Source organism: Alloalcanivorax dieselolei B5 (genome assembly GCF_000300005.1).
Lineage (GTDB): Bacteria > Pseudomonadota > Gammaproteobacteria > Pseudomonadales > Alcanivoracaceae > Alloalcanivorax > Alloalcanivorax dieselolei.
On record NC_018691.1, the window covers coordinates 1403802 to 1425380 of the forward strand.

Genomic DNA, 21579 nt, shown 5'->3' on the forward strand with positions numbered 1-21579 from the left:
AAACGGGGAGAGCAGAGATGAAATACACTCGACTGGGCCGTACCGGCCTGAAGGTATCCCGGCTTTGCCTGGGGTGCATGACCTACGGTATTCCTGATCGTGGCAAGCATGCCTGGACCCTGGATGAGGAACGCAGCCGGCCGCTGATTCGTCAGGCGCTGGAGGCGGGCATCAATTTTTTCGATACCGCCAACGCCTATTCCGACGGCACCTCGGAGGAAATCGTCGGGCGCGCCCTTCGTGATTTTACCCGCCGCGACGAGATCGTGCTGGCCACCAAGGTGTTCATGCCGATGTCCGGCGATGCCAATGGCGGCGGTCTGTCCCGCAAGGCGATCATGCGGGAAATCGACAATAGTCTGAGACGGCTGGGCACCGATTATGTGGATCTGTATCAGATCCATCGCTGGGATTATCACACCCCCATCGAGGAAACCATGGAAGCGCTGCACGATGTGGTGAAAGCCGGCAAGGCCCGCTACATCGGCGCGTCGTCCATGTATGTCTGGCAGTTCGCCAAGGCGGTGTTTACCTCGCGTCAGCACGGCTGGACCGAGTTCGTCAGCATGCAAAACCACCTCAACCTTCTGTACCGCGAGGAAGAGCGGGAAATGCTGCCGTTTTGCGCCGACCAGGGCATCGGCGTGCTGCCGTGGAGCCCGCTGGCGCGAGGGCGTCTGGCGCGCGAGCCGGATCAGGACAGCGATCGGCAGCGTACCGATGAGTTTGGCAAGGGGCTCTACGTGCAAATGGCGGAAGCGGACCGCCGCGTGATCGAGGCAGTGGGCGAGGTGGCCATGGCCCGCGGCGTACCGCGCGCGCAGGTGGCGCTGGCCTGGCTGCTGCATCAATCTCCGGTGACCGCGCCGATTGTCGGTGCCAGCAAGCCGGCGCAATTGGAGGATGCGGTCAGTGCTTTGTCCCTGGAGCTGTCCAGGGAAGAGATCGCTGCCTTGGAGCAGGCGTACATCCCTCATGATGTGGTGGGGTTCAGCTGAGCCTGATGGGCAAAACCCCGTTATAATCAGCGGCGCCGATGACATCATGGAGACAGGGAGGTACGGGCATGCATATTGTATTGGGTTTGCTGGGGACGCTGGTCACGATTCTGTGGCTGCTTTATCGCCTGGCGGAGATGGGGATCGATCTGGGCGGACTGAATCCCTGGGCCTGGCGCCGTCGCCGCCAGTGGCGCGGTCGCAGCCAGGGCAACCCGATTTATGCTCTGGAAAGTCCCCTGGAAGTGACGGCGTTGTTAATGACCGCCGCCGCTAAACTGGATGGCGACATGAGCGGTGAGGAAAAGCGAACCCTGTTGACGCTGTTCCGGGAGACCTTCCACCTGTCCGAGGCCGAGGCCTCGGATCTGTTGACCGCGTGCGTGCATTTGTTTGGTAAGGGCGAGGAAATCCGGGATAACCTGGCGGCGGTGGTGCGGCCCTGTCTTGACCGGTTTTCGCCGGAGCAGGCCGAGTCGGCACTGAACCTGGTGGAACGGATCACCCGGGTGGAGGGGAACCCGTCGCAGCGGCAACGGGATCTGCTCGAACAGCTGGCGCCGCTACTTCAGCCGGCCCCCGCGAAAAAGGGGCAATGGCAGTAGTCTTCACGGGTTACGGCCACAGACTGACGAGCAGCATCAACAGTAGAAGCAGCAGGTAGGCCCGGGCGTGCAGCCGGTCATTAATCGCCGGGATGCAGTGTCTCGCGAACAGCATCCCGGCGACGCCCGCGATCACCAGGGCACCCAGAACCCTGGTGTTGACGTATCCCAGATATTCCGCACCAAGCGACTGGTCTTGTCCCAGCCACGCGTACATCACCGTGCCGACGATGGCCACCGGCATTGATAACGGGTTGGCGGTGCTGACGCAGTACTTCATGTCATGGCCATGCCGGCGTAACAGCGGAACCGTCATGACACTACCGCCAACGCCAAGCAGCGTGGAGATGGCGCCGATCAGCGGGCCGCCGACCCAGCGGGTCGTGAGGCCTATCCGGCGGGGCTTGGATTTACCCAGGAACCCCTTGCGCAGCAGGCCATCCAGCAGCGTCCCCGCCAGATAAACACTGAACAGTATGCGTAATATCGAATCGTCGAGAAGATCGGCCAGGCCGGCACCCAGCACGGCGCCCATGCCGATGGGAAGAAGGAGTGGGGTCAGGGCCTCTCTAAGCAGATATCCCCGGCGCCAATTGGTGTAAGTGGCATAGCCGGCGTTCAGGATCATCACCGCCGTGGACGTGGCCACGGCCACGCGCATGCCATTGCCGTCGCCAACGCTGGTGGCGTTGACGAAATGATAGACGAAGGGGACCACCACAAAGCCGCCGCCGAAGCCGAACAGCAAAGTGGTGATGCCGGTGGCGAAGCCGGCCACGGCAATGACGATAATGTAGTCCATGATAGTCGGGTCCCATTGTGCCTGGATTGTTTTCGGAGTCGAAAGCATACGTCGCTGCTGCCGAGCCGGTATCATCGATCCGGCCAACCCTGATCGTGTTTCGGCCAGGGTGAGGCAGGATGGGCATAGCGGCCTGGGCACAGAGGCTTGGAAGAGGGCGATGCGAAACATCCCTATCGACGACATTGACGATACGCCGCGCCCCTTGGTGGCGATCCGCACCGATTATGCCGATGGGCAGGTGTTGCCCTGGCACCGCCATCGCCGGGTGCAATTGCTCTACGGCGCTACGGGTGTGATGCACGTTGCCACGGGGGCGGGGAACTGGGTGGTGCCGCCCGGGCAGGCGGTGTGGATCCCGGCCGAGGAAGCGCATCAAGTGCGCATGCTGGGGGTGAGCACGCACAGCCTTTATCTGGAACCCGACGCGGTGATCAGACCGCCGCCGATGTGCCAGGTGGTGAAAGTGTCGCCGTTGCTGCGTCAGCTGTTGGCGGAAGCGGTACAGTTACCTTTGTTGTATGACCTGGATGGCAGGGACGGCACCTTGGCGGGTCTGGTTTTCCATGAGCTGGCGCGGCTGTCGTCTTTGCCGTTCCATATTCCGTTGCCCGAGGATGAGCGCTTGCAGAAGGTCTGCCGCGCGTTCCTGGATGAGCCGGATATTCACGCTCGTATCGAACACTGGCTGCCGCGTCTGGCCATGAGCGAACGCACTTTCAGCCGCCTGTTCAAACAGCAAACCGGCCTGTCGTTTCTGCGTTGGAAACAGCAGGCTTGCGTGGTGCTGGCGCTGGAGCGTTTGACCGCAGGGGAATCGATCACCCGCATTGCCCTTGAATACGGCTACGACAGCCCGGCGTCGTTCTCCACCATGTTTCGGCGGCGGCTCGGCCAGCCGCCCTCCCATTACCGCCCCGACCGCCCACGGCATCGCCTGGATTGAGGTGGTCGCCTCAGTTGTCTTGCGATAGACGCCGCGCCGCCCGGCGGGTGGCTTCCCAGCGTGCCGGCATGGCCGCGGCCATGGCGTCATTGACTTTATCCAGTATCGGCGCCGGCGCGGTTTCCGGGCGGCCCGCGTTGAAGGGGGGCTGTGGCGCGTACTCCAGTCCGAGCTGAATTGCCTGGGCGACATCGGCGCCGGCCAGTTCCTCGATCACGGTGAGCGCGAAATCAATACCCGCGGTCACCCCGCCACCGGTGATCAGATTGCCGTCGCGCACCACTCGTTCCGGATCGGCGATGGCGCCGAGTTCACCGAGCATATCCCGCCAGGCCCAATGGCAGGCGGCCCGCTTGCCTTCCAGCAGGCCGGCGGCGCCGAGAATCAGGGAGCCGGTGCACACAGAGGTCAGATAACGGGCACTGGCGGCCAACCGTTTGAGTTCCGACAGATAGGCCGGGTCCTCCATCACCGCCACGCAGCCCAGGCCGCCGGGTACACACAGCACATCACAGTGGGGGATATCGGTGAGTGCCGCCAGCTCGGCGAATACCAGACCGTCGGCGTGCACCGGATCACCGTGCAGAGAAGCCACCTGGATCCGGGCACCCGGCAGCCGCGCGAAGAACATATGCGGGCCGGTGAAATCCAGATGGGTGACATCATCGTAAACGGCGAACACGATATTCAAAGTTTGCGTCATGGTGGGTCTCCTGCTTGACGCCTTCAGATTAGGGGAGCAAGGTGGTGGCGCCAATGACCAGTTTCCCTCGATTTCCGTCATGCATCGAATTGCCTTCTATGTGTTCCCCGACTTCCAGTTGCTGGATCTCAGCGGCCCGCTGGCGGCCTTTCAGAGGCTGGATCAGCTGGCCCCGGAGCAGGCCTACGATCTACGCGTGCTTTCCCGCCAGGGCGGCGGCGTGCGCAGCACCGCCGGTATCACCATAGACACCCTCAAACCCGGTCGTGCGATGCTGGATACGCTGATTGTGGTCGGTGGCAGGGGGGCTCACCGGTTAGCCGAACAGCGCGAAGAACGGGACACTGTCCGGCGTCTGGCGCGGCGAGCCAACCGGGTCGCCAGTGTCTGTACCGGTGCGGTGATCCTGGCGGCGGTGGGACTTTTGGACGGGCGCCGCGTGACCACGCATTGGCGTTATGCCGCTCAACTGCAACGGCACTATCCGGCATTGAAGGTGGAAGGTGACCGCATCTACATCCGTGATGGCCATATCTGGACTTCCGCGGGCATCACCGCCGGTATCGATCTGGCGCTGGCCATGATCGAGCAGGATCTGGGGTTGGAATTGTCGCGCGCGGCCGCCCGGGAGCTGGTGGTACAGCAACGGCGCTCCGGAGATCAGTCGCAGTTTTCCGAGGCGCTGGCGCTGGAGCCTGAATCCGATCGCGTTCGCATGGCGCTGGACTTTGCCCGTGCCCATCTGCATGAACCGTTGCCGGTGGAACGTCTGGCCGAGGCGGCTTGTTTGGGAACGCGCCAGTTCAGCCGGTTGTTCCGTGCCGAAACCGGGGAGACCCCGGCGCGGGCAGTGGAACGGCTGCGGGTGGAAGCGGCCCGGCACCGGGTGGAAGCCGGCCACGAGCCCATCGAGCGGATTGCCGCCATGTTCGGATTCAATGATCCGGAACGAATGCGCCGCGCCTTCGTTCGCCGGTTCGGGCATCCTCCGCAGGCGCTGCGGCGCCAGGCCCGCCGGGACACTCGACGCTGAGGATCCTGCTCCCTCCTCCTTCGTGTTCCACCGCCATCATTATTGATTCAGATCACTGATCATTCCGGTTTGTCACCGCCATGTGTTGGTGCGGTTCACTCATTGATACCGGTCAAAACATAAAGATTCATTTTAAATGCATATTTAATCCAGACCGCGACGTAGAGCCCGATAACCAAAGTGAGGGTCGGCCATGAAATCTGGATTAACATCACATACCGTACTGAAGCAGCTCGCCGGGGGGATCGCTCTGGCACTTCTCTTGAATGGGTGCACAACCGGCAAGGCAACAGCCGAAGCACCGCTTCCGGTGGAGCAGGCTCAATTAACGGCACCGCCGCTGGTGCCACCACCGATTTCCCGCAAAGGTCCCGCCAAGGTGGTGGTGGACCTGGAAATGGTGGAACAGGAAATGCGCCTTTCCGATGGCGTTACCTACGAGTTCTGGACCTTCGGCGGCACGGTGCCCGGCAGCTTCATCCGGATCCGTGAGGGTGACACCGTTGAGTTCCACCTCAAGAACCGCCATGACTCCCATGTGGCGCACAACATTGATCTGCACGCGGTCACCGGAACTGGCGGTGGCGCGGAAGCCACCTTCACCCTGCCGGGCCACAAAACGCAGTTCACCTTCCAAGCCCTGAACCCCGGTCTGTACGTCTATCACTGCGCCATGGCGCCGGTGGGAATGCATATCGCCAACGGTATGTACGGCCTGATTCTGGTGGAGCCGGAGGAGGGATTGCCACCGGTGGATCGTGAGTACTACGTCATGCAAGGCGACTTCTACACCGAGGGCGACCATGGCGCACCGGGTCTGCAACCGTTCAGTCTGGAAAAGGCGGTGGACGAGCACCCCACCTACGTGGTCTTCAATGGCAGCGAAGGGGCGTTGACCGGGGAAGGGGCGCTGACCGCCAACGCCGGGGATAAGGTCCGTCTGTTTGTCGGCAACGGTGGCCCCAACCTGGTATCCAGTTTCCACGTGATTGGCGAGATCTTCGATCGCGTCTTCTACGAAGGGGGCAGCAAGTATCAGGAGAACGTGCAAACCACGCTGATCCCGGCGGGGGGAGCCGCCATGGTCGAGTTCACCACCGAGGTCCCGGGTAACTTCATTCTGGTCGATCACAGTATCTTCCGCACTTTCAACAAAGGCGCGCTGGGCATTCTCAGTGTGGACGGAGAGATGAAACCGGAGATCTACACCGGCCAGCAGTTCAGTGGGGAATACCCTGAAGCCGAGGGTGGGAGATAGAGGATGAAAGGGAAGGGGAGCTGGATTCCGTTGCTGTGTGTACTGAGCACGGCGGTGCTGGCGAACGAGTACGTGCCATTGCCCGGCGGCCCCTTCCACTCCAGTTTACGGTTTGGCAACGGCGGTGATAAGGGCGTCGTCGCCGGGTATCAGCTGATGTCAAAACCGGTGCGTGAAGTGGAATTTCTGGCTTTTGTCGAGACGCACCCGCAATGGCGCCGGGACCGGATTCCCGGTCTGTTCGCCGACGCCGGCTACCTGTCTCACTGGGAAAGTCCGCTGGCTCCACACCCCGGCACTCTGAATTTCCCGGTGACCCGGGTGAGCTGGTTCGCCGCGGACGCCTACTGCCGTGCCCGGGGCGCGCGGTTGCCGACCTGGCTGGAGTGGGAATTCGCTGCCGCCGCCGATGCCCACCAGACGGATGCCCGTGATGATGCCGATCGCCGCCGCCGGATCCTGACCGTGGGCACCCCCGGGGCTCACCGTGCCGCCGGAGAGAGCGAGCCAAATGTGTATGGCGTGCATGACCTTCATGGGCTGGTCTGGGAATGGCCCTGGGACCACGCCGGCATGATGGCCGCCGCCGATAACCGCAACGTCGATACCGAAAGCCCGCTACGGTACTGCGGTGGCAGTGCGCTGGCCTTCTCCGATCGCCGTGATTATGCGGTGATCAAACGAGTGGCCTTGCTGTCGGCACTGTCCGCCCGGACCACCTTATTCAACCTCGGCTTTCGTTGTGCCAAGGAGCTACCATGAAAGCGAATCGTGAAGAAAATACGCAATCCCGCTCCGCTGTGAGCAGACCCTGGGACTTCCTGAGTGTGCTGTTGCCCTTGCTGGTGTTGACGATGCTGATACCTCAGGCGGTGCGTGGCGAGCAAAGTCTGCCCGGCGACTCCGTCTACGCACTGTCTGCGACGTTGGAAAATGAGCTAGGGAAGGCATTGCAGTGGCGTGATCTGCGTGGAGAACCCCGCCTTGTTTCGATGGTGTACACCCGCTGCCGAATGAGCTGTCCGCTGATCATTCACCAGGGCATGAGCGTGCAACAGCGGCTCCTGGAAGAGGGGGCGGCGGCTCCCCGGCTACTGATCATTTCCATGGATCCGGACCATGACACGCCTGAAGTGCTGGCGGAAACCATGACCCGTTATCGTCTGTCGCCGCAACGGGCGACCTTTTTGCGGCCCCGGGATCACCAGGAGCGAACCATAGCCGCGCTGCTGGATATCCGCTTCCGTCAACGTGACGACGGCGGCTTTGATCACACCAATGCCTGGCTGCTGTTGGACGCCGATGGCCGCATCGTGGCACGTACCGAGAAAATGGCCGGCGTCCCGGATCCGGCCTTCGTCCGTGAGGTCGAGGCGGTCATGGCATCCCATCACTCTCAAGCTCAAGGAGATCACCGATGAACACTGCTTTTTACACTACTGTCGGCTTGCTGATCTGGGGGCTGTCCTCTCTGGCACAGGCCGCCGATAACTGCCAGGTTACCCTGCATGGCGACGACAATATGCGCTTTGACCAATCCGAGATCACGGTGTCCTCCCAATGTGAAGCCGTGACCATTGAATTGGTGCACAGCGGCAAGCTCGGCGCGAACGTCATGGGCCACAACGTGGTGGTGACGCTGACCGGAGACTTCAAGGACGTGGCGAAAGCCGGAATGAAGGCCGGGCCGGAGAACGGTTATGTGCCGGCTGACGATGACCGCGTCATCGGCGCCAGTGACATGATCGGGGGTGGGCAATCCACCTCGCTGACCATTACCGGGAATCGTTTGAGAGCGGCAGAGGACTATACCTTCTTCTGCAGCTTCCCCGGCCATTGGACGATGATGAAAGGGAAACTGGTGGTGAACTAACCGTTACCCTGGAATTCAAGTCGAATGCTGATACCCTGTCCGGAAGTCTTCCACACTGCCGGCGCCGCGCCTTCAAGCAGGGCCTTCAAACAGGCGGTGAAAGAGGTGATCAGGGATGAAACCGCTCTTCGAGAAAATAATGGACGGAGCCGGCTTGTTGACGCTGCTCGGGGTCGGCTTGTTGTTTCTGGGAGTCGGGTATCTGTTAGCGACCCTCGCTCTGATGGGCGGTATAAAAGTCCTGATAGGATTCCTGGTCCTGGCGACGCTGGCTGGATTGATGGAAGCGGGCGTGGCCGCGATTCTCTTGCTTCCATATCGGTTATTGGTCCGTATCTTCGGTAACAAGACCGAGCCGCCTCCCTCCGTGTCTGAAGAAGGTAAGGCGCAAGGCCGCAGGGTGGGGCGATATGCCCTATGCCTGCTGGTTTTGGGGGCCATGATTGGCGTGGGCCAGCATTTTGTCGAAAGAGTGCATTGATAGGGTTCTCGTTCGTACGGGTGATGTCCATTTTGGAGAGATAGGAAGGGTATGGAAACGTTTTTGGCTTCGACCGAGGTAGTGGATTGGCACCATCCGGATGTTCGGGCTTTGGCCGATGAGTTGTCGCGGCAGGAGGATAATCCCGTGGGGATAGCGGAACGGTGTTTTCTCTGGGTGCGTGATGAGATTCGCCATTCCATCGATTATCAACTCTCCCCGGTGACCTGCTCGGCATCACAAGTGCTGCGCGAACGCAGCGGCTTCTGTTACGCCAAGAGCCACTTGCTGGCGGCACTGTTGAGGGCGAATGGCTTGCCCGCCGCCCTTTGCTACCAGCGTCTGAGCGTCAATGACGATGGTGCTCCGTATTGTCTGCACGGACTCAACGCAGTGTTCCTGCCGGAGCACGGTTGGTATCGGATAGATGCCCGTGGTAATCGGCCGGGTGTCGATGCCCGCTTCGAACCGCCGGTGGAGCGCCTGGCGTTCCCTCTTGATCTGCCGGGTGAGCGGGATCTGCCCGGCTATTACCCCGATCCGCTGCCGGAAGTGGTGGCGGCGCTGAACGCGTACGACGATGCTCAAGTGCTCTTGAAGCATTTGCCGGACTGGGAGTAAGCAGTATCGCGGCCCATTTCTGTATGAAGAGGGTCGGTATTTGAATTCCTGCCAGGGTTATATCGGCAGGCGCTGCAGACATGAATTCAAAGATGGCTACAAGGCCGCTGTAGGAGCTTGCCTTGCAAGCGAATCCTTGGGCTCAGGAAGCCTTCGCTTGCAAGGCAAGCTCCTACAGCGACTTCGTAGTCCCTTCCGTGGGAAGCTGTCGGGCGAGATAGGTCGTTTCGAAATTGTGGGGCAGCGGTGGTCCTTACGGGGGTTCACCGGGAAGATGTTGCGCTCTCATCATCCCCCCCGGGAACCAGCCCCTGACGTTGCAGCTCACTCCTGACCATTGGTGGGCAACGGGAGAAGCATAGCGCCAGAGCTTCCACTGAGAGCCCTGACAGGAAAGCATCCCGCAATTGCCGGCTCTGCTCCGGCGTCCAGGGCCGGTTCAGATAATGCGGCCCCTTCACTACTGGGACCGTCGCCGGATTATCCCTCAGGGTCACGGCGGAGGAACGGCGGTAACGAATGTCCTGGATACAGGTAAACAGGGCCCGGGTAATGTCCGGATGAATATAGGGCGAGTGCTGCGGGAAAGGCTGCCCGGTAACCGGATCAACACCTTCCGCCAGGTCCCGCAGTACTTCCAGTGCGTGTCGGATTTCCATATCCGTGATCTCCCAATAAAGTGCGATAGAACGCATGAGAGTAATAATATTGTCATAGCTTTGGTATCAGCCAGGGCGGAATTCTTCGAGCAAAAGGCTTACAAGACAAAGTGGTCATTTCCTATTGACTTTTTATTGGCGCGCGAATTGCTTGTGAAATCCGTAATGGAAGATGATCTGCCGTGAAACCTCCTGTGAAAAGAGAAACGAAATGAAATCAAAGCCGCCGGTACTGGAATCCTATGGCCGTCTCGCCGCGGATTATGATCGGCGCTGGTCCGGGTATTTGCGCCGGACGATCCAGGAGACGCTGGCGCGGATGCCCCTGCATGGAGGGGAACGTGTTCTGGAGGTGGGATGCGGAACCGGTGCCCTGCTGGCGGTGCTGGCTGAACGCCATCCTCCACGACTGCTGTCCGGTATCGATCCGGTGCCGCAGATGCTGGCGCGGGCGCGTGACCGTTTGCGCGAGGAAGTGACCCTCAAGGAAGGCTGGGCGGAGCAGCTACCGTTCGAGGATGGACAGTTCGATATCGTGGTCTCCTTGAGCATGTTTCATTATATCCGTGATCCTGACGCCGCCCTGGCGGAGATGTTTCGGGTGCTGCGGCCAGGCGGACGGCTGGTGATCAGCGACTGGTGCCATGACTACCTTGGTTGCCGTCTGTGTGACTGGTATCTGAAGTGGTCGGATCCCGCTCATTTCAAAACCTATCGCAGTGCTGAATGCGAGAATCTGCTGCGCGACGCCGGCTTCCAGACGGTGGCTTCGGAGCGCTATAAAATCAACTGGCTCTGGGGCATGATGACAGCGACCGGGAAAAAGCCAAGCTGGTAGCGAAGTGTGTGGGGAAAGACGGAAAGTCATCGCGGACGTTCGCTGCCTTGCCTTTTGGGCACTCCGATAAGGGATGACCGGAAAGCGATCAGAGTTCCAACTGATCCAGAACCTGATCCGCCCAGCTGTTGATTTCATCCGTAATGTCACCGGCGCTGGGCGCATTCTGATGTTCCAATCTCAATACCTGCACTTGGGTCAGGCCGATGACCGCCAGAACGTAGCGCAAATATGAGGTCAGGAAATCCTTCTGTTTTCCCGTTGTTCGAGGTGTTTCTCCTGGCATGTCATCCATAAATCCGCCACCACAGGCGCTGATCACCAGGACAGGCTGGGGACGAAGCAGACCGATCTTGCCCTCGGGACTCAACTGGAATGTTCGGTATGGACGTACCACGTGATCAACCCAGGCTTTGAGTACGGAAGGTACAGTAAAGTTATGCATGGGAGTGGAGATCAGTAACAGATCCGAGAGCTCCAGCTCACGAATCAGGTTCTCCGACAACGCCAGGCTGTGCGCATGCTGTTCCGTACGCGCTTTGGGGGGCAGTGCGGTGGCTTCCACGAAGCCGACATCCGGGTGAGGTAGCGGCCGGGCTGCCAGATCACGCTCCACGATACTCTGATCCGGGTGGGATTCACGCAGCCTGGCCAATACCATATCGGCGGCTATCCGGCTCCGGGATGACGCCTCCCGGGTGCTGGCCGAGACATGCAGAATCCGGATCATGATGCCTTCTCCAAGATGAAATTGAAGCGCAGGGCGGTAGCCAGCAGGCCGTTACGATAATAGAAGCGATGACCCAGGACATTGCTCAGTGGCGTGTCCAGAACCACTTTTGCGCAACCTTCCGTTTCTCCTATCGACTTTATTTCCGCCATTAATCTTTCGCCCAGCCCACAGCTACGGTGCCGCTCATCGGTAACCAGGTCATCCACATAGAGAAATCGGCCGTATACCAGATTGTTCTGGACCCGATATCCGGCCAGGGCGACGAAGTGATCTTCCTGCTGTAACCCCAGCAAACGGTAGCCTTCCGCACTCTGAGTACGCCACCGGGAAACCCATTCCGCTGGACTGGACAGATGGGGTCTGAGCTGCTTCATAAGCGGAAAGCACCGCGATACCTCGGACTCATCTTGCAGGGTGTGCAGGGTGTAGGACGGATGCATCGGGCTCTCTCCCTTCATATTCATTGCCTTCACTGCCGCCCGCTGCTGGCGATAGAGAAAGGGTTCGTATATTATCAGTACTCTGACATCATATAAGAGTACTGATAATATGCGCAAGGCATCGCCGGATGTGCCCGATATCGGGGAAGGAAAGCGGGGAGAGCAGGGGTACCTGGGCTATCTGCTACGCCAGGCCAGCGCTGCCCACAGACTACGAATGGAAAGAGCGCTTGCCGACAAAGAGGTCACATTACCCCAGTTTCTGACCCTTACCATGCTGGAGGCCTATCCCGGGATTTCCAACGCTGATCTGGCCCGGCTGGCCATGCTAACTCCACAGACAGTGAGCGTGATCATCAAAAATCTTGAGCGGAGTGGTCTGGTGCGGCGACAGCCTCATCCGATACATGGGCGTATTCAGAGAATCGAAGCCAGTGAATCAGGCCGGCGGCTTTTGAAACAGTGCAGAGCCAAGGTGAATAAGGTAGAACAGGCTTTGATGAAAGGGCTCGGCGCCGAAGAGGAAAAGGTCGTCAGGCGTTGGCTGGTCGCCATTGCCGACGACGGCCAATCTTGACCTCCCGCGCGGTGGCCGCTTGCCTGAAATGCTTTCAGATATGGAATCACGGAATGTCCGGTCGCGCTGTCTTTATGCTTCTACTATCCCTGTTGACGGTGTTTGTCGTCTGGATGGCTGTCGAGCCCCACGATCGTGCGGACTGGATGCTGGAAAACGCCTTGGTGTTGTTGGCGGTTGTGGCACTGATTGTCACCCGGCGCTGGTTCGTTTTCTCCAACCAGGCCTATCTGTTGATCTTTGCTTTTCTTGCTTTGCACGAGCTGGGTTCCCATTACACCTATTCCCTGGTGCCCTACGAGCCGGCGCTGCGGAAGCTGTTTGGCTTCAGTCTTGATCAACTGATGGGCTGGGAGCGCAATCAGTTCGACCGACTGGTGCATCTGGCTTACGGGTTGCTGTTGACCATACCGCTGTTCGAATTCTGTCGGCGCGTGGTGGGTCTGGGCCGTGCCTGGGCCTACGTATTCGCCACCGCGATCATCATGGCCACGTCGATGTTGTACGAACTGATCGAGTGGATTGCCGCTGTGTGGTTTGGCGGTGATCTGGGGCAGGCGTTCCTGGGGACCCAGGGCGACATTTGGGACGCACAGAAGGATATGGCGCTGGCGACGGTCGGGGCGGTGCTGGCGGTGGCCTTGCACGCGCTCCTCAAGCGGCGGAGCGCCGGCGCGGATGCCGGCGCCCCATCGCTTTAGCGGGCGGCGCCGTCCTGCTTGTCCGGCAGGGCGAAGGCAACAATGTAGTCGCCCCGGGCGGGAGATTGCCGGGAACCCCCGGCGGAGATCACCAGGTACTGTTTGCCACTGGCCGGGGAGGTGTAAGTCATTGGCGTGCCCTGGGAGCCCACCGGCAGGCGATGTTTCCACACCGTTTCCCCGCTGGCCACGTCCATGGCGCGAATGTTGTAGTCCAGAGTGCCGGCATAGAACACCAGGCCAGAAGCGGTGGACATGGGCCCGCCCACCGTCGGCATGCCCACGGGAATCGGCAGGTGCATTTTCAGTCCCAGAGGGCCGGTATCCTCCACGGTACCTAATGGAACCTGCCAGACCACTTCACGCCGATTCAAATCGATGGCGCTGAGAGTACCGTAAGGTGGCTTCTGGCAAGGCACGCCCAGCGGCGACATGAACACGTATTTGGAGGCGCCATAGGGCGTACCGTGCTGAGGAGATAAACCGGTATGAGAGGCGGAGGCGTCTTCCTTATCCGCTTCCTCGCGCGGTACCAGCAATACCCGCTGCGGGGAACGGGTGTCGTTGACGATCAGATAGCCGCCGGGTTTGTAGATGGTGTTGCTGCCCCAGTTCATACCGCCGAAATAGCCCGGCCATTGCAGGCTGGGAGTCAGTCCTGGCGGAGTGAAATCGCCTTCGTAACGCAGTTTGCGAAACTGGATCCGGCAATACAGTTGATCGAACGGAGTGGCGCCCCACATGGCCGCCTCTGACAGCTTCTCCGCGCCGATGGCGGGCATGCCCACCGAATAGGGTTGCGTTGGCGAGGTCCAGTCACCATCCACCGCGCCCTGCGGAACCGGGCGCTCTTCCACTTCGGCAATGGGGGTGCCGGTACGCCGGTCGAGCATGAAAATCTGACCGCGCTTGGTGGTTTGGATCAGCGCTGGCACGGCATTGCCGCTACCGTCGTCCACATCGAACAAAGTGGGTTGGGAGGGCACGTCGTAATCCCAGATATCGTGATGCACGGTCTGGAATTTCCAGCGTTCCTGTCCGGTACCAAGATCCAGGGCAACGATGGAGGAAGAATAGTCTTCATCCGCGTCGGTACGGTGACCGCCAAAGAAATCCGGAGTGGCATTGCCGGTGGGCAGATAGATCAATCCTAATTCCTCATCCACCGCCGGCGTGGACCAGACATTCGGTGTGCCGCGGGTGTAGGTCTCGCCCTCCGGAGGCAGGCCGGTGAGCGTTGGATTGGCCAGATCCCAGGCCCAGGCCAGTTCTCCGCTGTCGGCGTGAAAGGCGCGGATCACGCCGGAGGGTTCGCCGATCATCATGTTGTCGAACACCCAGCCGCCGATAATGATCAGCCCTTGCGTCACCGTGGGCGCCGAGGTCTGGAAGTAAAAGCCGGGCTTCACTTCTCCCATGCCTTGCTTCAGGTCCACGGTGCCGCCATCGCCGAAAGAAGGGCAGAGCGCGCCGGTTTGTGCGTCCAGCTCGATCAGGCGGGCATCAATGGTGGACAGCACGATGCGTCCGGCGCAGGTTTCATCATTGTCTGAGGCCCGGTAATAGCCGAGGCCCCGGCAGCGTTGCCACAAGGGCGAGGACGCTTCCGGGTCGAAGCTCCACTTCTGTTCACCGCTGTCCGCGTCCAGGGCGAACACTTTGTTGTGCACGGTGCAGACATAAAGCGTGTCGCCCACCTGGATCGGCGTGTTCTGGTCCTCACCGCCGGCTCCGGGAGGGTTGGCATTGGGAACATCCCCGGTGCGAAAGGTCCAGGCCACTTCCAACCGGCCCACGTTGTCGGGTGTGATCTGATCCTGCGGCGCATAGCGGGTGCCGTCCTGCTGGCGTCCGTAGTGATGCCATTCCCGAGCCTGATCCGTCACTGTCAAGGAGGGCGGTTCGGTCTTGCTGGCGATGATGGGGCCGGGATGGAAAGCATGAAAAATCGTCGCCGCCAGACCAAGCAGAATCACCGCCGCCACCGGATAGGCGGTGCCGCCACTGATCGGCTTGCCCCGTCGTAAAGCCGGTGCCAGCAGCGCGAGCAGGAACAGCAGCACCGCCGGCGCGAACAGGCGGGACACCTGAGGCCAGAAATCCAGACCCACCTCCCACCAGGCCCACAACGCGGTGCCTACGAAAACGACCGTGTATAGCCAGAAGCCCAGAACATGCCGGGCCATCACCAGGCCGCCGGCGATCACCAGGCCGATGCCAGCCAGGCTGAAGTACCAGGAACCGCCCAGCAGAATCAGATAAATACCGCCGCCGAACAGCCCGATGCCGGCGACCACCATGAGCAGGCCCACCAGGATGCTAACAGTGGATACCCAGGACGATGTTTTTTCTTTTTCGTTCATCAAACCAGCCTCCTATCCGGATGATCTGATTCGAGATTGCCACAGTGCGGACCAGCGGACCACTGCCGACCTGTCGATCCGTTATTGTTCGAAGGCGTTGGGTCACGGGGTTTCGGTTTGCGTGGTGTCATCCGGGGCGGCCTGACGGCGCGCCAGCAACCAGCCCACCATCACGGCGGTGATGGCAACGATGGTCGCGCCGATAAGGGCGTTGGTGTGCAAGGCCTGGGTAAAGCCCTCACGGGCCCCCGACAGCACCAGATCCGCCACGTCCGGCGGCAATTGGCTGGCAGCATCCAGAGCGCCGCCCAAGGTGTCACCGGCGGCCAGTGTCAGATCCGCTGGCAGATCAGGCGGCAGGACTCCGGCCATGTGCGCGCGATAAACCGCGGCACCGGCGCTGCCGATCACCGCGATACCCAGGGCCATGCCCAGTTCCGTGGCGGTCTCCGACGTTGCCGAGGCGGCGCCGGTCTTGTTGGGCGGGGCGGCGCTGACCACCATGTCGGTGCCCAGAATCATCATCGGCATCACGCCCACGCCCATGATCGTCATGCCGGCTACCAGCCAGGGCATGTTGTCCATTCCATTGACCATGGCCATGGCAAGGAAGCCGAACATCGACAGCAACAGGCCGACACTGACCAGCACGCCTCGACTCATATAGCGGGTCAGGCGTGGCACCAGCAGCGATACGATGGTCTGGATCACCGCCGGCGGCAGCATCACCAGACCGGCGTGCAATGGCGACAGACCCAGTACCCCTTGCAGGTACTGGAACACCATCAGCCAGGCACCGGACAGCGCCAGCACGGTAAGCAGCATGGCCACCACCGAGGTGCTGAAAGTGCGGTTGCGGAACAGCGCCAGATCGAACATCGGTTCCGCCAAACGGCGTTGCCGGCGCACGAACAGTACGCCGATGACCAGCCCGGCGACGATGGACAGCAAGGGCATCCACGATACGCCGTTGCGGGCCATGTCCTTCAAGCCGTAGATCACCGCGATGACCATGGCCACCGACAACAGCGCGCTGAGAAAATCCTGACGTCCGGCCTGCTCGTCGCGGAACTCCGGCAACAAGAGTGGGCCGCACACCAACAACAGCGCCATCACCGGCACACCCAGAAGGAAAACCGATCCCCACCAGAAAAATTCCAGCAGAGCGCCGCCCACCAGCGGGCCGATGGCGCTGCCGACGATAAAGCCGGTCATCCACACCGTAATCGCCACGGTGCGCTCGTGCTCCTGATGGAACATGTTGCGCAGCAGCGACAGGGTGGACGGCATCAACGTCGCGCCGGCGATGCCCAGCAGCGCGCGGGCGGCGATCAGCATTTCCGCGCTGGTGGCGAAGGCCGCCAGCGCCGAAGCGGCACCGAAAGCGGTGGCGCCAGTTAGCAGCAGCTTACGCCGGCCGATACGGTCGCCCAGCGTGCCCATGGTCACCAGGAAACCGGCGATCATGAAACCGTAGATGTCGAGAATCCACAGCAACTGATCACTGGTGGGATGCAGGTCCGCGCTCAGCTGTGGCACCGCCAGATGCAGGACCGTCATGTCCAGTGCCAGCAGCACCGTGGGCAGCATCAGTACCGCCAGACCCAGCCACTCGCGCCGCGTGGCGGCCGGCGGCGACGCGTTGGAAGTTTCCATATTCTCCTGTGTCACAGTCGTTATCCTTTCACTTACTACAAGATGCCGCGTGCTACGCCACCATAGGTTAGTTGGAACGGGGGTGGCGGGAACGGGCCGACGGTTTCCCGTTGCGGCAACGCGACAGAGGAACCTCCATGAGGTTCGGGTATGCCCGAAGGGCAGTGTGAAGAGCGTGGGTCAGTCGCTCGGCGGGTTGGTCGGCGAACCGGACCGGTTACATGGCGCGGCCGTCGAACCGCTGCACGGGAACCGAATCCAGGTCGACACCTTCCAGACAACGTATGTTGATCGCCGCCATCCGATTGCCTTCCGGATCCACCCCTTCACCGTAGGGATGAATGCCGCATTTCGGGCAAAAGTGATGCTGGATCACATGCTGATTGAAGGTGTAGGTGGCGATGTCGTCCTCCGCCGTCAGCAGATGAAGGTGATCCCGGGGAATGAACCACATCAGGGATCCCTTGCGCTGACAGATGGAGCAGTTACAGGACATGGCGCCGTCCAACTCGCCTTCGGCTTCGAAGGCGACGTTTCCGCAATGACAACTTCCTTTGTAGTTCATCGGTCTCTCCTTTCTTTTGAGTCGTCATTGAGTCGAACGACGGGGTGAGGAATTCGACATCGTGTCCAAGGTTAACGCCAGGAAATGACATAGGGAAGACATCGGATAGGGAAAAGATCGCGGCTTGTGAGCCGTGACACCCATGCGTCTCGCCCGGCGTCAAACCGCCTGTGGTGCCGGCGCCGCAGTCAGTCCGCCGCTTGCCCGGAAGTGCTCGATCTCCGTCACCAGCCAATCCCGGAATAACACCAACAACGGATTCTCCGCTTTCTGTTCCGGCAGAATAAAATGGTACGCCCAAGAACTGCGATAGCTGTGCGGTAATGGAATGATCAGCCTCCCGGAGGCCAGCTCCTCGCGGATCAGGAACGGTGGAATCAGGGCGATCCCCATGTCCTGCATGGCCGCTTCGGCCAGCATGGTGAACAGCTCGAAACGCGGGCCGGTCATGTCCCGTTCCACCCGCAGGCCGGTGGAGTCGAACCATTCGCGCCAGGCGTAGGGGCGGGTGGTCTGTTGCAGCAGGGTGAGGACGGCGATGGTCTGTGCGTCCAGCTCCCGTTCCGGGGCGATCAGCCGCGGGCTGCACACCGGCATCGGTTCCTCATGCATTAACAAGGTGGCTTCGGTGCCGGGCCAGTCGCCGTCGCCGAAATAGATGGCGGCGTCGAAGCGGGTCTCGGCGAACAGAAACGGCTTGGTGCGGTTGGTCAGATTGACGGTGACGCCGGGGTGGGCACGGCGGAAGTCCTTCAGCCGTGGCAGCAGCCAGCGGGTGCCGAAGGTGGGCACCACCGCCAGTTCCAGGGTGTTGGCGGCGCCGTGGTCCCCCATCACCGCCAGTGTATCCCGTTCCAATTCATCAAGATGGACGCTGACCCGGCGGCTGTAATCGCGGCCCGCTTCGGTGAGCCGCACGCCCGGACGTGAGCGGCGGAACAGTTTGACGCCGAGAAAGTCCTCCAGGGCCGCGATCTGGCGGCAAATGGCGCTTTGTGTCAGGGCCAGTTCCTCGGCGGCTTTGGTGAAGCTCTGATGGCGCGCGGCCGCCTCGAAGCCGATCAGAGCGGCGGTGCTGGGGATCTTGCGTCGCATGCGGGTCTTCCCGGTCCGTTTTGATCTACAAGTGATAAAATAGCACAAAGGCGTGCGAGAAAGTGGCTTGTTCTGACCGCCACGGCCTGTATAGCATGGCGCCAAACCCGCCCAAATAGCGCCTTCGTGCCTGACCGGGCAGTCTCTCATCCCTTCTTGAAGTGAAAAGGTGGAATAACCGTGGCCAATAACGCAGCCTTTGATTGGGCGAGTCCCCTCCTGCTGGATCAGCAACTCACCGAAGACGAGCGCATGGTGCGCGACACCGCCTACCAGTACTCGCAGGGCAAGCTCATGCCGCGGGTGCTTAACGCCTTCCGCAACGAGCACACCGACGTGGAAATCTTCCGTGAAATGGGCGAACTCGGGCTGCTGGGCGCCACCATTCCGGAAGCTTACGGCGGCGCCGGCCTTAACTATGTGTGCTACGGCCTGATCGCCCGGGAAGTGGAACGGGTGGATTCCGGTTACCGCTCCATGATGAGCGTGCAATCCTCCCTGGTGATGGTGCCGATCAATGAATTCGGCAGTGAAGAGCAAAAGCAGAAATACCTGCCGAAGCTGGCCAGCGGCGAATGGATCGGCTGTTTTGGTCTGACCGAGCCGGACCACGGTTCCGATCCGGGCAGCATGGTCACCCGCGCCAAGAAAACAGACGGCGGTTACCTGCTCTCCGGCGCCAAGATGTGGATCACCAACAGCCCCATCGCCGATGTGTTCGTGGTCTGGGCCAAGACCGAGGACGACAAGATCCGCGGCTTTATTCTGGAGAAAGGCTGGGAAGGTCTGAGCGCTCCGGCGATTCACGGCAAGGTCGGCCTGCGCGCCTCCATCACCGGTGAAATCGTCATGGACAATGTGTTTGTGCCGGAAGAAAACCTGATGCCGGGCGTGTCCGGCCTGCGCGGTCCGTTCACCTGCCTGAACTCCGCCCGTTACGGTATTGCCTGGGGCGCCCTGGGCGCCGCCGAGTTCTGCTGGCACACCTCCCGCCAGTACACCCTGGACCGCAAACAGTTTGGCCGTCCGCTGGCCGCCAACCAATTGATCCAGAAGAAACTGGCCGACATGCAGACCGAAATCACCCTGGGTCTGCAGGGCTGCCTGCGTCTGGGCCGGATGAAGGACGAAGGCACCGCGGCGGTGGAAATCACCTCGATCATGAAGCGCAACTCCTGCGGCAAGGCGCTGGACATCGCGCGGCTGGCCCGCGACATGATGGGCGGCAACGGCATCTCCGACGAATTCGGCGTGGCCCGTCACCTGGTCAACCTGGAAGTGGTGAATACCTACGAGGGGACCCACGACGTGCACGCGCTGATCCTCGGCCGCGCGCAAACCGGCCTGCAAGCCTTCACCAACTAAGGGGCTGTTATGAGTGGCGCGCTGTCGCACCTGCGCGTGCTCGATCTGTCCCGCGTTCTGGCCGGCCCCTGGGCCGGCCAGATCCTGGGTGATCTGGGCGCCGAGGTGATCAAGGTGGAGCGGCCCGGCGGCGGTGACGATACCCGCATCTGGGGGCCGCCCTACGCCAAGGACGCGGAGGGTCACGACAGTGATCAGTCCGCCTACTATCTGTGCACCAATCGCAACAAGAAGTCGGTGGCCATCGATATCGCCCACCCGGAAGGGCAGGCGCTGGTTCGTGAACTGGCCGCGCAAAGCGATGTGGTGATCGAGAACTTCAAAAAAGGCGGCCTGCGCCGTTACGGTCTGGACTATGAATCCTTGTCCGCGGACAACCCCGGACTGATTTATTGCTCCATCACCGGCTTCGGTCAGACCGGGCCTTACGCCAGCCGTCCCGGCTACGATTTTCTGATTCAGGCCATGGGCGGGTTGATGAGCATCACCGGCCATCGCGATGGTGAGCCCGGTGCCGGCCCGATGAAAGTGGGCGTGGCGCTCACCGACATCACCACTGGTCTGTATTCCACCATCGCCATTCTGGGCGCATTGGAGCATCGCAACCGGACCGGCGAAGGCCAGCACATCGACATGGCGCTGCTGGATGTGCAGATCGCCTGTCTGGCCAACCAGACACTCAATTACCTCACCACCGGTCAAGCGCCGACGCGCATGGGCAATGCTCATCCCAGCGTGGTGCCGTACCAGGATTTCCCCACCGCCGACGGTGATGTGATCCTGGCCATCGGCAACGACGGTCAGTTCGCCCGCTTCTGTGAGGTGGCCGGACACCCGGAATGGGCCGCGGACGACCGCTACGCCACCAACCGGGCCCGGGTGGACAATCGCGATACCCTGATTCCGTTGATGCGGCAGGCCACGGTAATGCGTACCACCAAGGAATGGATCGAGGTTCTGGAACAGGCCGGTGTGCCCTGCGGACCGGTCAACAGCATCGCCGATGTGTTCCAGGATCCCCATGTCCAGGCCCGGGGCATGCAACTGGAAATGTCGCATCCGAGTCTGGGCACGGTACCGCAGGTGGCCAGCCCGCTGCGGCTGTCGGCGTCACCGGTGGAGTACCGCACCGCGCCGCCGCTTCTCGGCGAGCATACCGACGAGGTGCTGGCGGAAACCCTGGGGCTGTCCGCCGAAGCGATCCAGCGGCTGCGTGCGGAGCGTATTGCCGGGCAGAACTGAACGGCAACGTTTCACCCTCTCCCCC

24 protein-coding genes are annotated in these 21579 nt (G+C 61.2%); 15 read left to right on the forward strand and 9 right to left on the reverse strand.

Going from position 1 to position 21579, the window contains the following annotated elements; all coding sequences use genetic code 11:
* The first annotated feature begins 17 nt into the window (after nt 1-17).
* Together B5T_RS06440 and B5T_RS06445 are read left to right on the forward strand one after the other, a co-directional pair.
* A complete protein-coding gene (locus tag B5T_RS06440; protein WP_014993674.1) occupies nt 18-998 on the forward strand; it encodes an aldo/keto reductase in 981 nt (326 codons plus the stop codon).
* A gap of 68 nt (nt 999-1066) precedes the next feature.
* Entirely contained in the window at nt 1067-1603 is a 537-nt protein-coding gene (locus B5T_RS06445) for a tellurite resistance TerB family protein (RefSeq protein WP_014993675.1), read from the forward strand.
* Nucleotides 1604-1613: 10 nt separating this feature from the next.
* Here B5T_RS06445 and B5T_RS06450 read toward each other — a convergent pair whose 3' ends face one another.
* Nucleotides 1614-2405, reverse strand: coding sequence for a sulfite exporter TauE/SafE family protein (locus B5T_RS06450; protein WP_014993676.1), 792 nt, complete (start codon nt 2403-2405; stop codon nt 1614-1616).
* A gap of 160 nt (nt 2406-2565) precedes the next feature.
* On the opposite strand from B5T_RS06450, the gene B5T_RS06455 reads away from it, so the two are divergent.
* Nucleotides 2566-3351 carry an AraC family transcriptional regulator gene (locus tag B5T_RS06455; protein ID WP_014993677.1) on the forward strand — a complete coding sequence of 262 codons (786 nt, stop codon included), beginning with the start codon at nt 2566-2568 and terminating at the stop codon, nt 3349-3351.
* Nucleotides 3352-3361: 10 nt separating this feature from the next.
* On the opposite strand, the gene B5T_RS06460 is transcribed toward B5T_RS06455, so the two are convergent.
* Nucleotides 3362-4054 (reverse strand): DJ-1/PfpI family protein, encoded by a 693-nt coding sequence (locus tag B5T_RS06460; protein ID WP_014993678.1) that lies wholly within the window; start codon nt 4052-4054, stop codon nt 3362-3364.
* A 79-nt stretch (nt 4055-4133) separates the two neighbouring features.
* Between B5T_RS06460 and B5T_RS06465 the strand changes: the two genes are divergently transcribed.
* From B5T_RS06465 to B5T_RS06495, 7 genes are all read left to right on the forward strand, one after another.
* Nucleotides 4134-5087, forward strand: coding sequence for a GlxA family transcriptional regulator (locus tag B5T_RS06465; RefSeq protein ID WP_014993679.1), 954 nt, complete (start codon nt 4134-4136; stop codon nt 5085-5087).
* A 262-nt stretch (nt 5088-5349) separates the two neighbouring features.
* Entirely contained in the window at nt 5350-6345 is a 996-nt protein-coding gene (gene nirK / locus B5T_RS06470) for a copper-containing nitrite reductase (protein ID WP_229682990.1), read from the forward strand.
* Between the two features lie 3 nt (nt 6346-6348).
* The gene (locus B5T_RS06475; RefSeq protein ID WP_014993682.1) at nt 6349-7107 is read left to right on the forward strand and encodes a formylglycine-generating enzyme family protein; all 759 of its coding nucleotides are present in this window, start codon (nt 6349-6351) and stop codon (nt 7105-7107) included.
* Nucleotides 7104-7766 carry an SCO family protein gene (locus B5T_RS06480; RefSeq protein ID WP_014993683.1) on the forward strand — a complete coding sequence of 221 codons (663 nt, stop codon included), beginning with the start codon at nt 7104-7106 and terminating at the stop codon, nt 7764-7766. The genes B5T_RS06475 and B5T_RS06480 overlap by 4 nt, the downstream gene beginning before the upstream one ends.
* Entirely contained in the window at nt 7763-8218 is a 456-nt protein-coding gene (gene azu / locus B5T_RS06485; protein WP_014993684.1) for an azurin, read from the forward strand. Before B5T_RS06480 ends, azu begins: the two co-directional genes overlap by 4 nt.
* 115 nt (nt 8219-8333) lie before the next feature.
* Nucleotides 8334-8699: a hypothetical protein gene (locus B5T_RS06490; protein WP_014993685.1), complete on the forward strand. Its 366-nt coding sequence runs from the start codon at nt 8334-8336 to the stop codon at nt 8697-8699.
* Nucleotides 8700-8750: 51 nt separating this feature from the next.
* Nucleotides 8751-9320, forward strand: a complete 570-nt coding sequence (locus B5T_RS06495) for a transglutaminase-like domain-containing protein (protein ID WP_014993686.1) — start codon at nt 8751-8753, stop codon at nt 9318-9320.
* A gap of 263 nt (nt 9321-9583) precedes the next feature.
* Here the strand turns inward: B5T_RS06495 and B5T_RS22990 are convergent, their stop codons facing one another.
* Complete coding sequence (locus tag B5T_RS22990; RefSeq protein ID WP_014993687.1) at nt 9584-9979, reverse strand: hypothetical protein; 396 nt, start codon at nt 9977-9979, stop codon at nt 9584-9586.
* 211 nt (nt 9980-10190) lie between these two features.
* Between B5T_RS22990 and B5T_RS06505 the strand changes: the two genes are divergently transcribed.
* Complete coding sequence (locus B5T_RS06505; protein ID WP_041717371.1) at nt 10191-10817, forward strand: class I SAM-dependent methyltransferase; 627 nt, start codon at nt 10191-10193, stop codon at nt 10815-10817.
* An 88-nt stretch (nt 10818-10905) separates the two neighbouring features.
* Here B5T_RS06505 and B5T_RS06510 read toward each other — a convergent pair whose 3' ends face one another.
* Complete coding sequence (locus B5T_RS06510) at nt 10906-11547, reverse strand: FMN-dependent NADH-azoreductase (RefSeq protein WP_014993689.1); 642 nt, start codon at nt 11545-11547, stop codon at nt 10906-10908.
* Nucleotides 11544-11990 carry a GNAT family N-acetyltransferase gene (locus B5T_RS06515; RefSeq protein ID WP_014993690.1) on the reverse strand — a complete coding sequence of 149 codons (447 nt, stop codon included), beginning with the start codon at nt 11988-11990 and terminating at the stop codon, nt 11544-11546. Before B5T_RS06515 ends, B5T_RS06510 begins: the two co-directional genes overlap by 4 nt.
* A gap of 109 nt (nt 11991-12099) precedes the next feature.
* Here B5T_RS06515 and B5T_RS06520 point away from each other — a divergent pair, with 109 nt between their 5' ends.
* Both B5T_RS06520 and B5T_RS06525 read left to right on the forward strand, forming a co-directional pair.
* Complete coding sequence (locus B5T_RS06520; RefSeq protein WP_014993691.1) at nt 12100-12567, forward strand: MarR family winged helix-turn-helix transcriptional regulator; 468 nt, start codon at nt 12100-12102, stop codon at nt 12565-12567.
* A 53-nt stretch (nt 12568-12620) separates the two neighbouring features.
* Nucleotides 12621-13268 carry a DUF2238 domain-containing protein gene (locus B5T_RS06525; protein ID WP_014993692.1) on the forward strand — a complete coding sequence of 216 codons (648 nt, stop codon included), beginning with the start codon at nt 12621-12623 and terminating at the stop codon, nt 13266-13268.
* Here the strand turns inward: B5T_RS06525 and B5T_RS06530 are convergent.
* The 4 genes from B5T_RS06530 to B5T_RS06545 all read right to left on the reverse strand — a co-directional run bounded on the left by B5T_RS06530 (nt 13265) and on the right by B5T_RS06545 (nt 18947).
* Nucleotides 13265-15631 carry a membrane-bound PQQ-dependent dehydrogenase, glucose/quinate/shikimate family gene (locus B5T_RS06530; protein WP_014993693.1) on the reverse strand — a complete coding sequence of 789 codons (2367 nt, stop codon included), beginning with the start codon at nt 15629-15631 and terminating at the stop codon, nt 13265-13267. The genes B5T_RS06525 and B5T_RS06530 overlap by 4 nt on opposite strands.
* 102 nt (nt 15632-15733) lie before the next feature.
* On the reverse strand, nt 15734-17287 hold the full coding sequence (locus B5T_RS06535; RefSeq protein ID WP_014993694.1) for an MFS transporter: 1554 nt from the start codon (nt 17285-17287) through the stop codon (nt 15734-15736).
* A gap of 217 nt (nt 17288-17504) precedes the next feature.
* Entirely contained in the window at nt 17505-17852 is a 348-nt protein-coding gene (locus B5T_RS06540) for a GFA family protein (protein ID WP_014993695.1), read from the reverse strand.
* A 159-nt stretch (nt 17853-18011) separates the two neighbouring features.
* Complete coding sequence (locus B5T_RS06545; protein ID WP_014993696.1) at nt 18012-18947, reverse strand: LysR family transcriptional regulator; 936 nt, start codon at nt 18945-18947, stop codon at nt 18012-18014.
* A gap of 180 nt (nt 18948-19127) precedes the next feature.
* Here B5T_RS06545 and B5T_RS06550 point away from each other — a divergent pair, with 180 nt between their 5' ends.
* Both B5T_RS06550 and B5T_RS06555 read left to right on the forward strand, forming a co-directional pair.
* Complete coding sequence (locus B5T_RS06550) at nt 19128-20312, forward strand: acyl-CoA dehydrogenase (RefSeq protein ID WP_014993697.1); 1185 nt, start codon at nt 19128-19130, stop codon at nt 20310-20312.
* Between the two features lie 9 nt (nt 20313-20321).
* Nucleotides 20322-21554 (forward strand): CaiB/BaiF CoA transferase family protein, encoded by a 1233-nt coding sequence (locus B5T_RS06555; protein WP_014993698.1) that lies wholly within the window; start codon nt 20322-20324, stop codon nt 21552-21554.
* The last annotated feature ends 25 nt before the right edge of the window (nt 21555-21579 follow it).

What these genes read in the sequence shown, in the direction of transcription:
- B5T_RS06440 (WP_014993674.1), top strand. Translation starts at nt 18, where the DNA reads ATGAAATACACTCGACTGGGCCGTACCGGCCTGAAGGTATCCCGGCTT.
- B5T_RS06445 (WP_014993675.1), top strand. Translation starts at nt 1,067, where the DNA reads ATGCATATTGTATTGGGTTTGCTGGGGACGCTGGTCACGATTCTGTGG.
- B5T_RS06450 (WP_014993676.1), bottom strand. Translation starts at nt 2,405, where the DNA reads ATGGACTACATTATCGTCATTGCCGTGGCCGGCTTCGCCACCGGCATC.
- B5T_RS06455 (WP_014993677.1), top strand. Translation starts at nt 2,566, where the DNA reads ATGCGAAACATCCCTATCGACGACATTGACGATACGCCGCGCCCCTTG.
- B5T_RS06460 (WP_014993678.1), bottom strand. Translation starts at nt 4,054, where the DNA reads ATGACGCAAACTTTGAATATCGTGTTCGCCGTTTACGATGATGTCACC.
- B5T_RS06465 (WP_014993679.1), top strand. Translation starts at nt 4,134, where the DNA reads ATGCATCGAATTGCCTTCTATGTGTTCCCCGACTTCCAGTTGCTGGAT.
- B5T_RS06475 (WP_014993682.1), top strand. Translation starts at nt 6,349, where the DNA reads ATGAAAGGGAAGGGGAGCTGGATTCCGTTGCTGTGTGTACTGAGCACG.
- B5T_RS06480 (WP_014993683.1), top strand. Translation starts at nt 7,104, where the DNA reads ATGAAAGCGAATCGTGAAGAAAATACGCAATCCCGCTCCGCTGTGAGC.
- azu (WP_014993684.1), top strand. Translation starts at nt 7,763, where the DNA reads ATGAACACTGCTTTTTACACTACTGTCGGCTTGCTGATCTGGGGGCTG.
- B5T_RS06490 (WP_014993685.1), top strand. Translation starts at nt 8,334, where the DNA reads ATGAAACCGCTCTTCGAGAAAATAATGGACGGAGCCGGCTTGTTGACG.
- B5T_RS06495 (WP_014993686.1), top strand. Translation starts at nt 8,751, where the DNA reads ATGGAAACGTTTTTGGCTTCGACCGAGGTAGTGGATTGGCACCATCCG.
- B5T_RS22990 (WP_014993687.1), bottom strand. Translation starts at nt 9,979, where the DNA reads ATGGAAATCCGACACGCACTGGAAGTACTGCGGGACCTGGCGGAAGGT.
- B5T_RS06505 (WP_041717371.1), top strand. Translation starts at nt 10,191, where the DNA reads ATGAAATCAAAGCCGCCGGTACTGGAATCCTATGGCCGTCTCGCCGCG.
- B5T_RS06510 (WP_014993689.1), bottom strand. Translation starts at nt 11,547, where the DNA reads ATGATCCGGATTCTGCATGTCTCGGCCAGCACCCGGGAGGCGTCATCC.
- B5T_RS06515 (WP_014993690.1), bottom strand. Translation starts at nt 11,990, where the DNA reads ATGCATCCGTCCTACACCCTGCACACCCTGCAAGATGAGTCCGAGGTA.
- B5T_RS06520 (WP_014993691.1), top strand. Translation starts at nt 12,100, where the DNA reads ATGCGCAAGGCATCGCCGGATGTGCCCGATATCGGGGAAGGAAAGCGG.
- B5T_RS06525 (WP_014993692.1), top strand. Translation starts at nt 12,621, where the DNA reads ATGTCCGGTCGCGCTGTCTTTATGCTTCTACTATCCCTGTTGACGGTG.
- B5T_RS06530 (WP_014993693.1), bottom strand. Translation starts at nt 15,631, where the DNA reads ATGAACGAAAAAGAAAAAACATCGTCCTGGGTATCCACTGTTAGCATC.
- B5T_RS06535 (WP_014993694.1), bottom strand. Translation starts at nt 17,287, where the DNA reads ATGGAAACTTCCAACGCGTCGCCGCCGGCCGCCACGCGGCGCGAGTGG.
- B5T_RS06540 (WP_014993695.1), bottom strand. Translation starts at nt 17,852, where the DNA reads ATGAACTACAAAGGAAGTTGTCATTGCGGAAACGTCGCCTTCGAAGCC.
- B5T_RS06545 (WP_014993696.1), bottom strand. Translation starts at nt 18,947, where the DNA reads ATGCGACGCAAGATCCCCAGCACCGCCGCTCTGATCGGCTTCGAGGCG.
- B5T_RS06555 (WP_014993698.1), top strand. Translation starts at nt 20,322, where the DNA reads ATGAGTGGCGCGCTGTCGCACCTGCGCGTGCTCGATCTGTCCCGCGTT.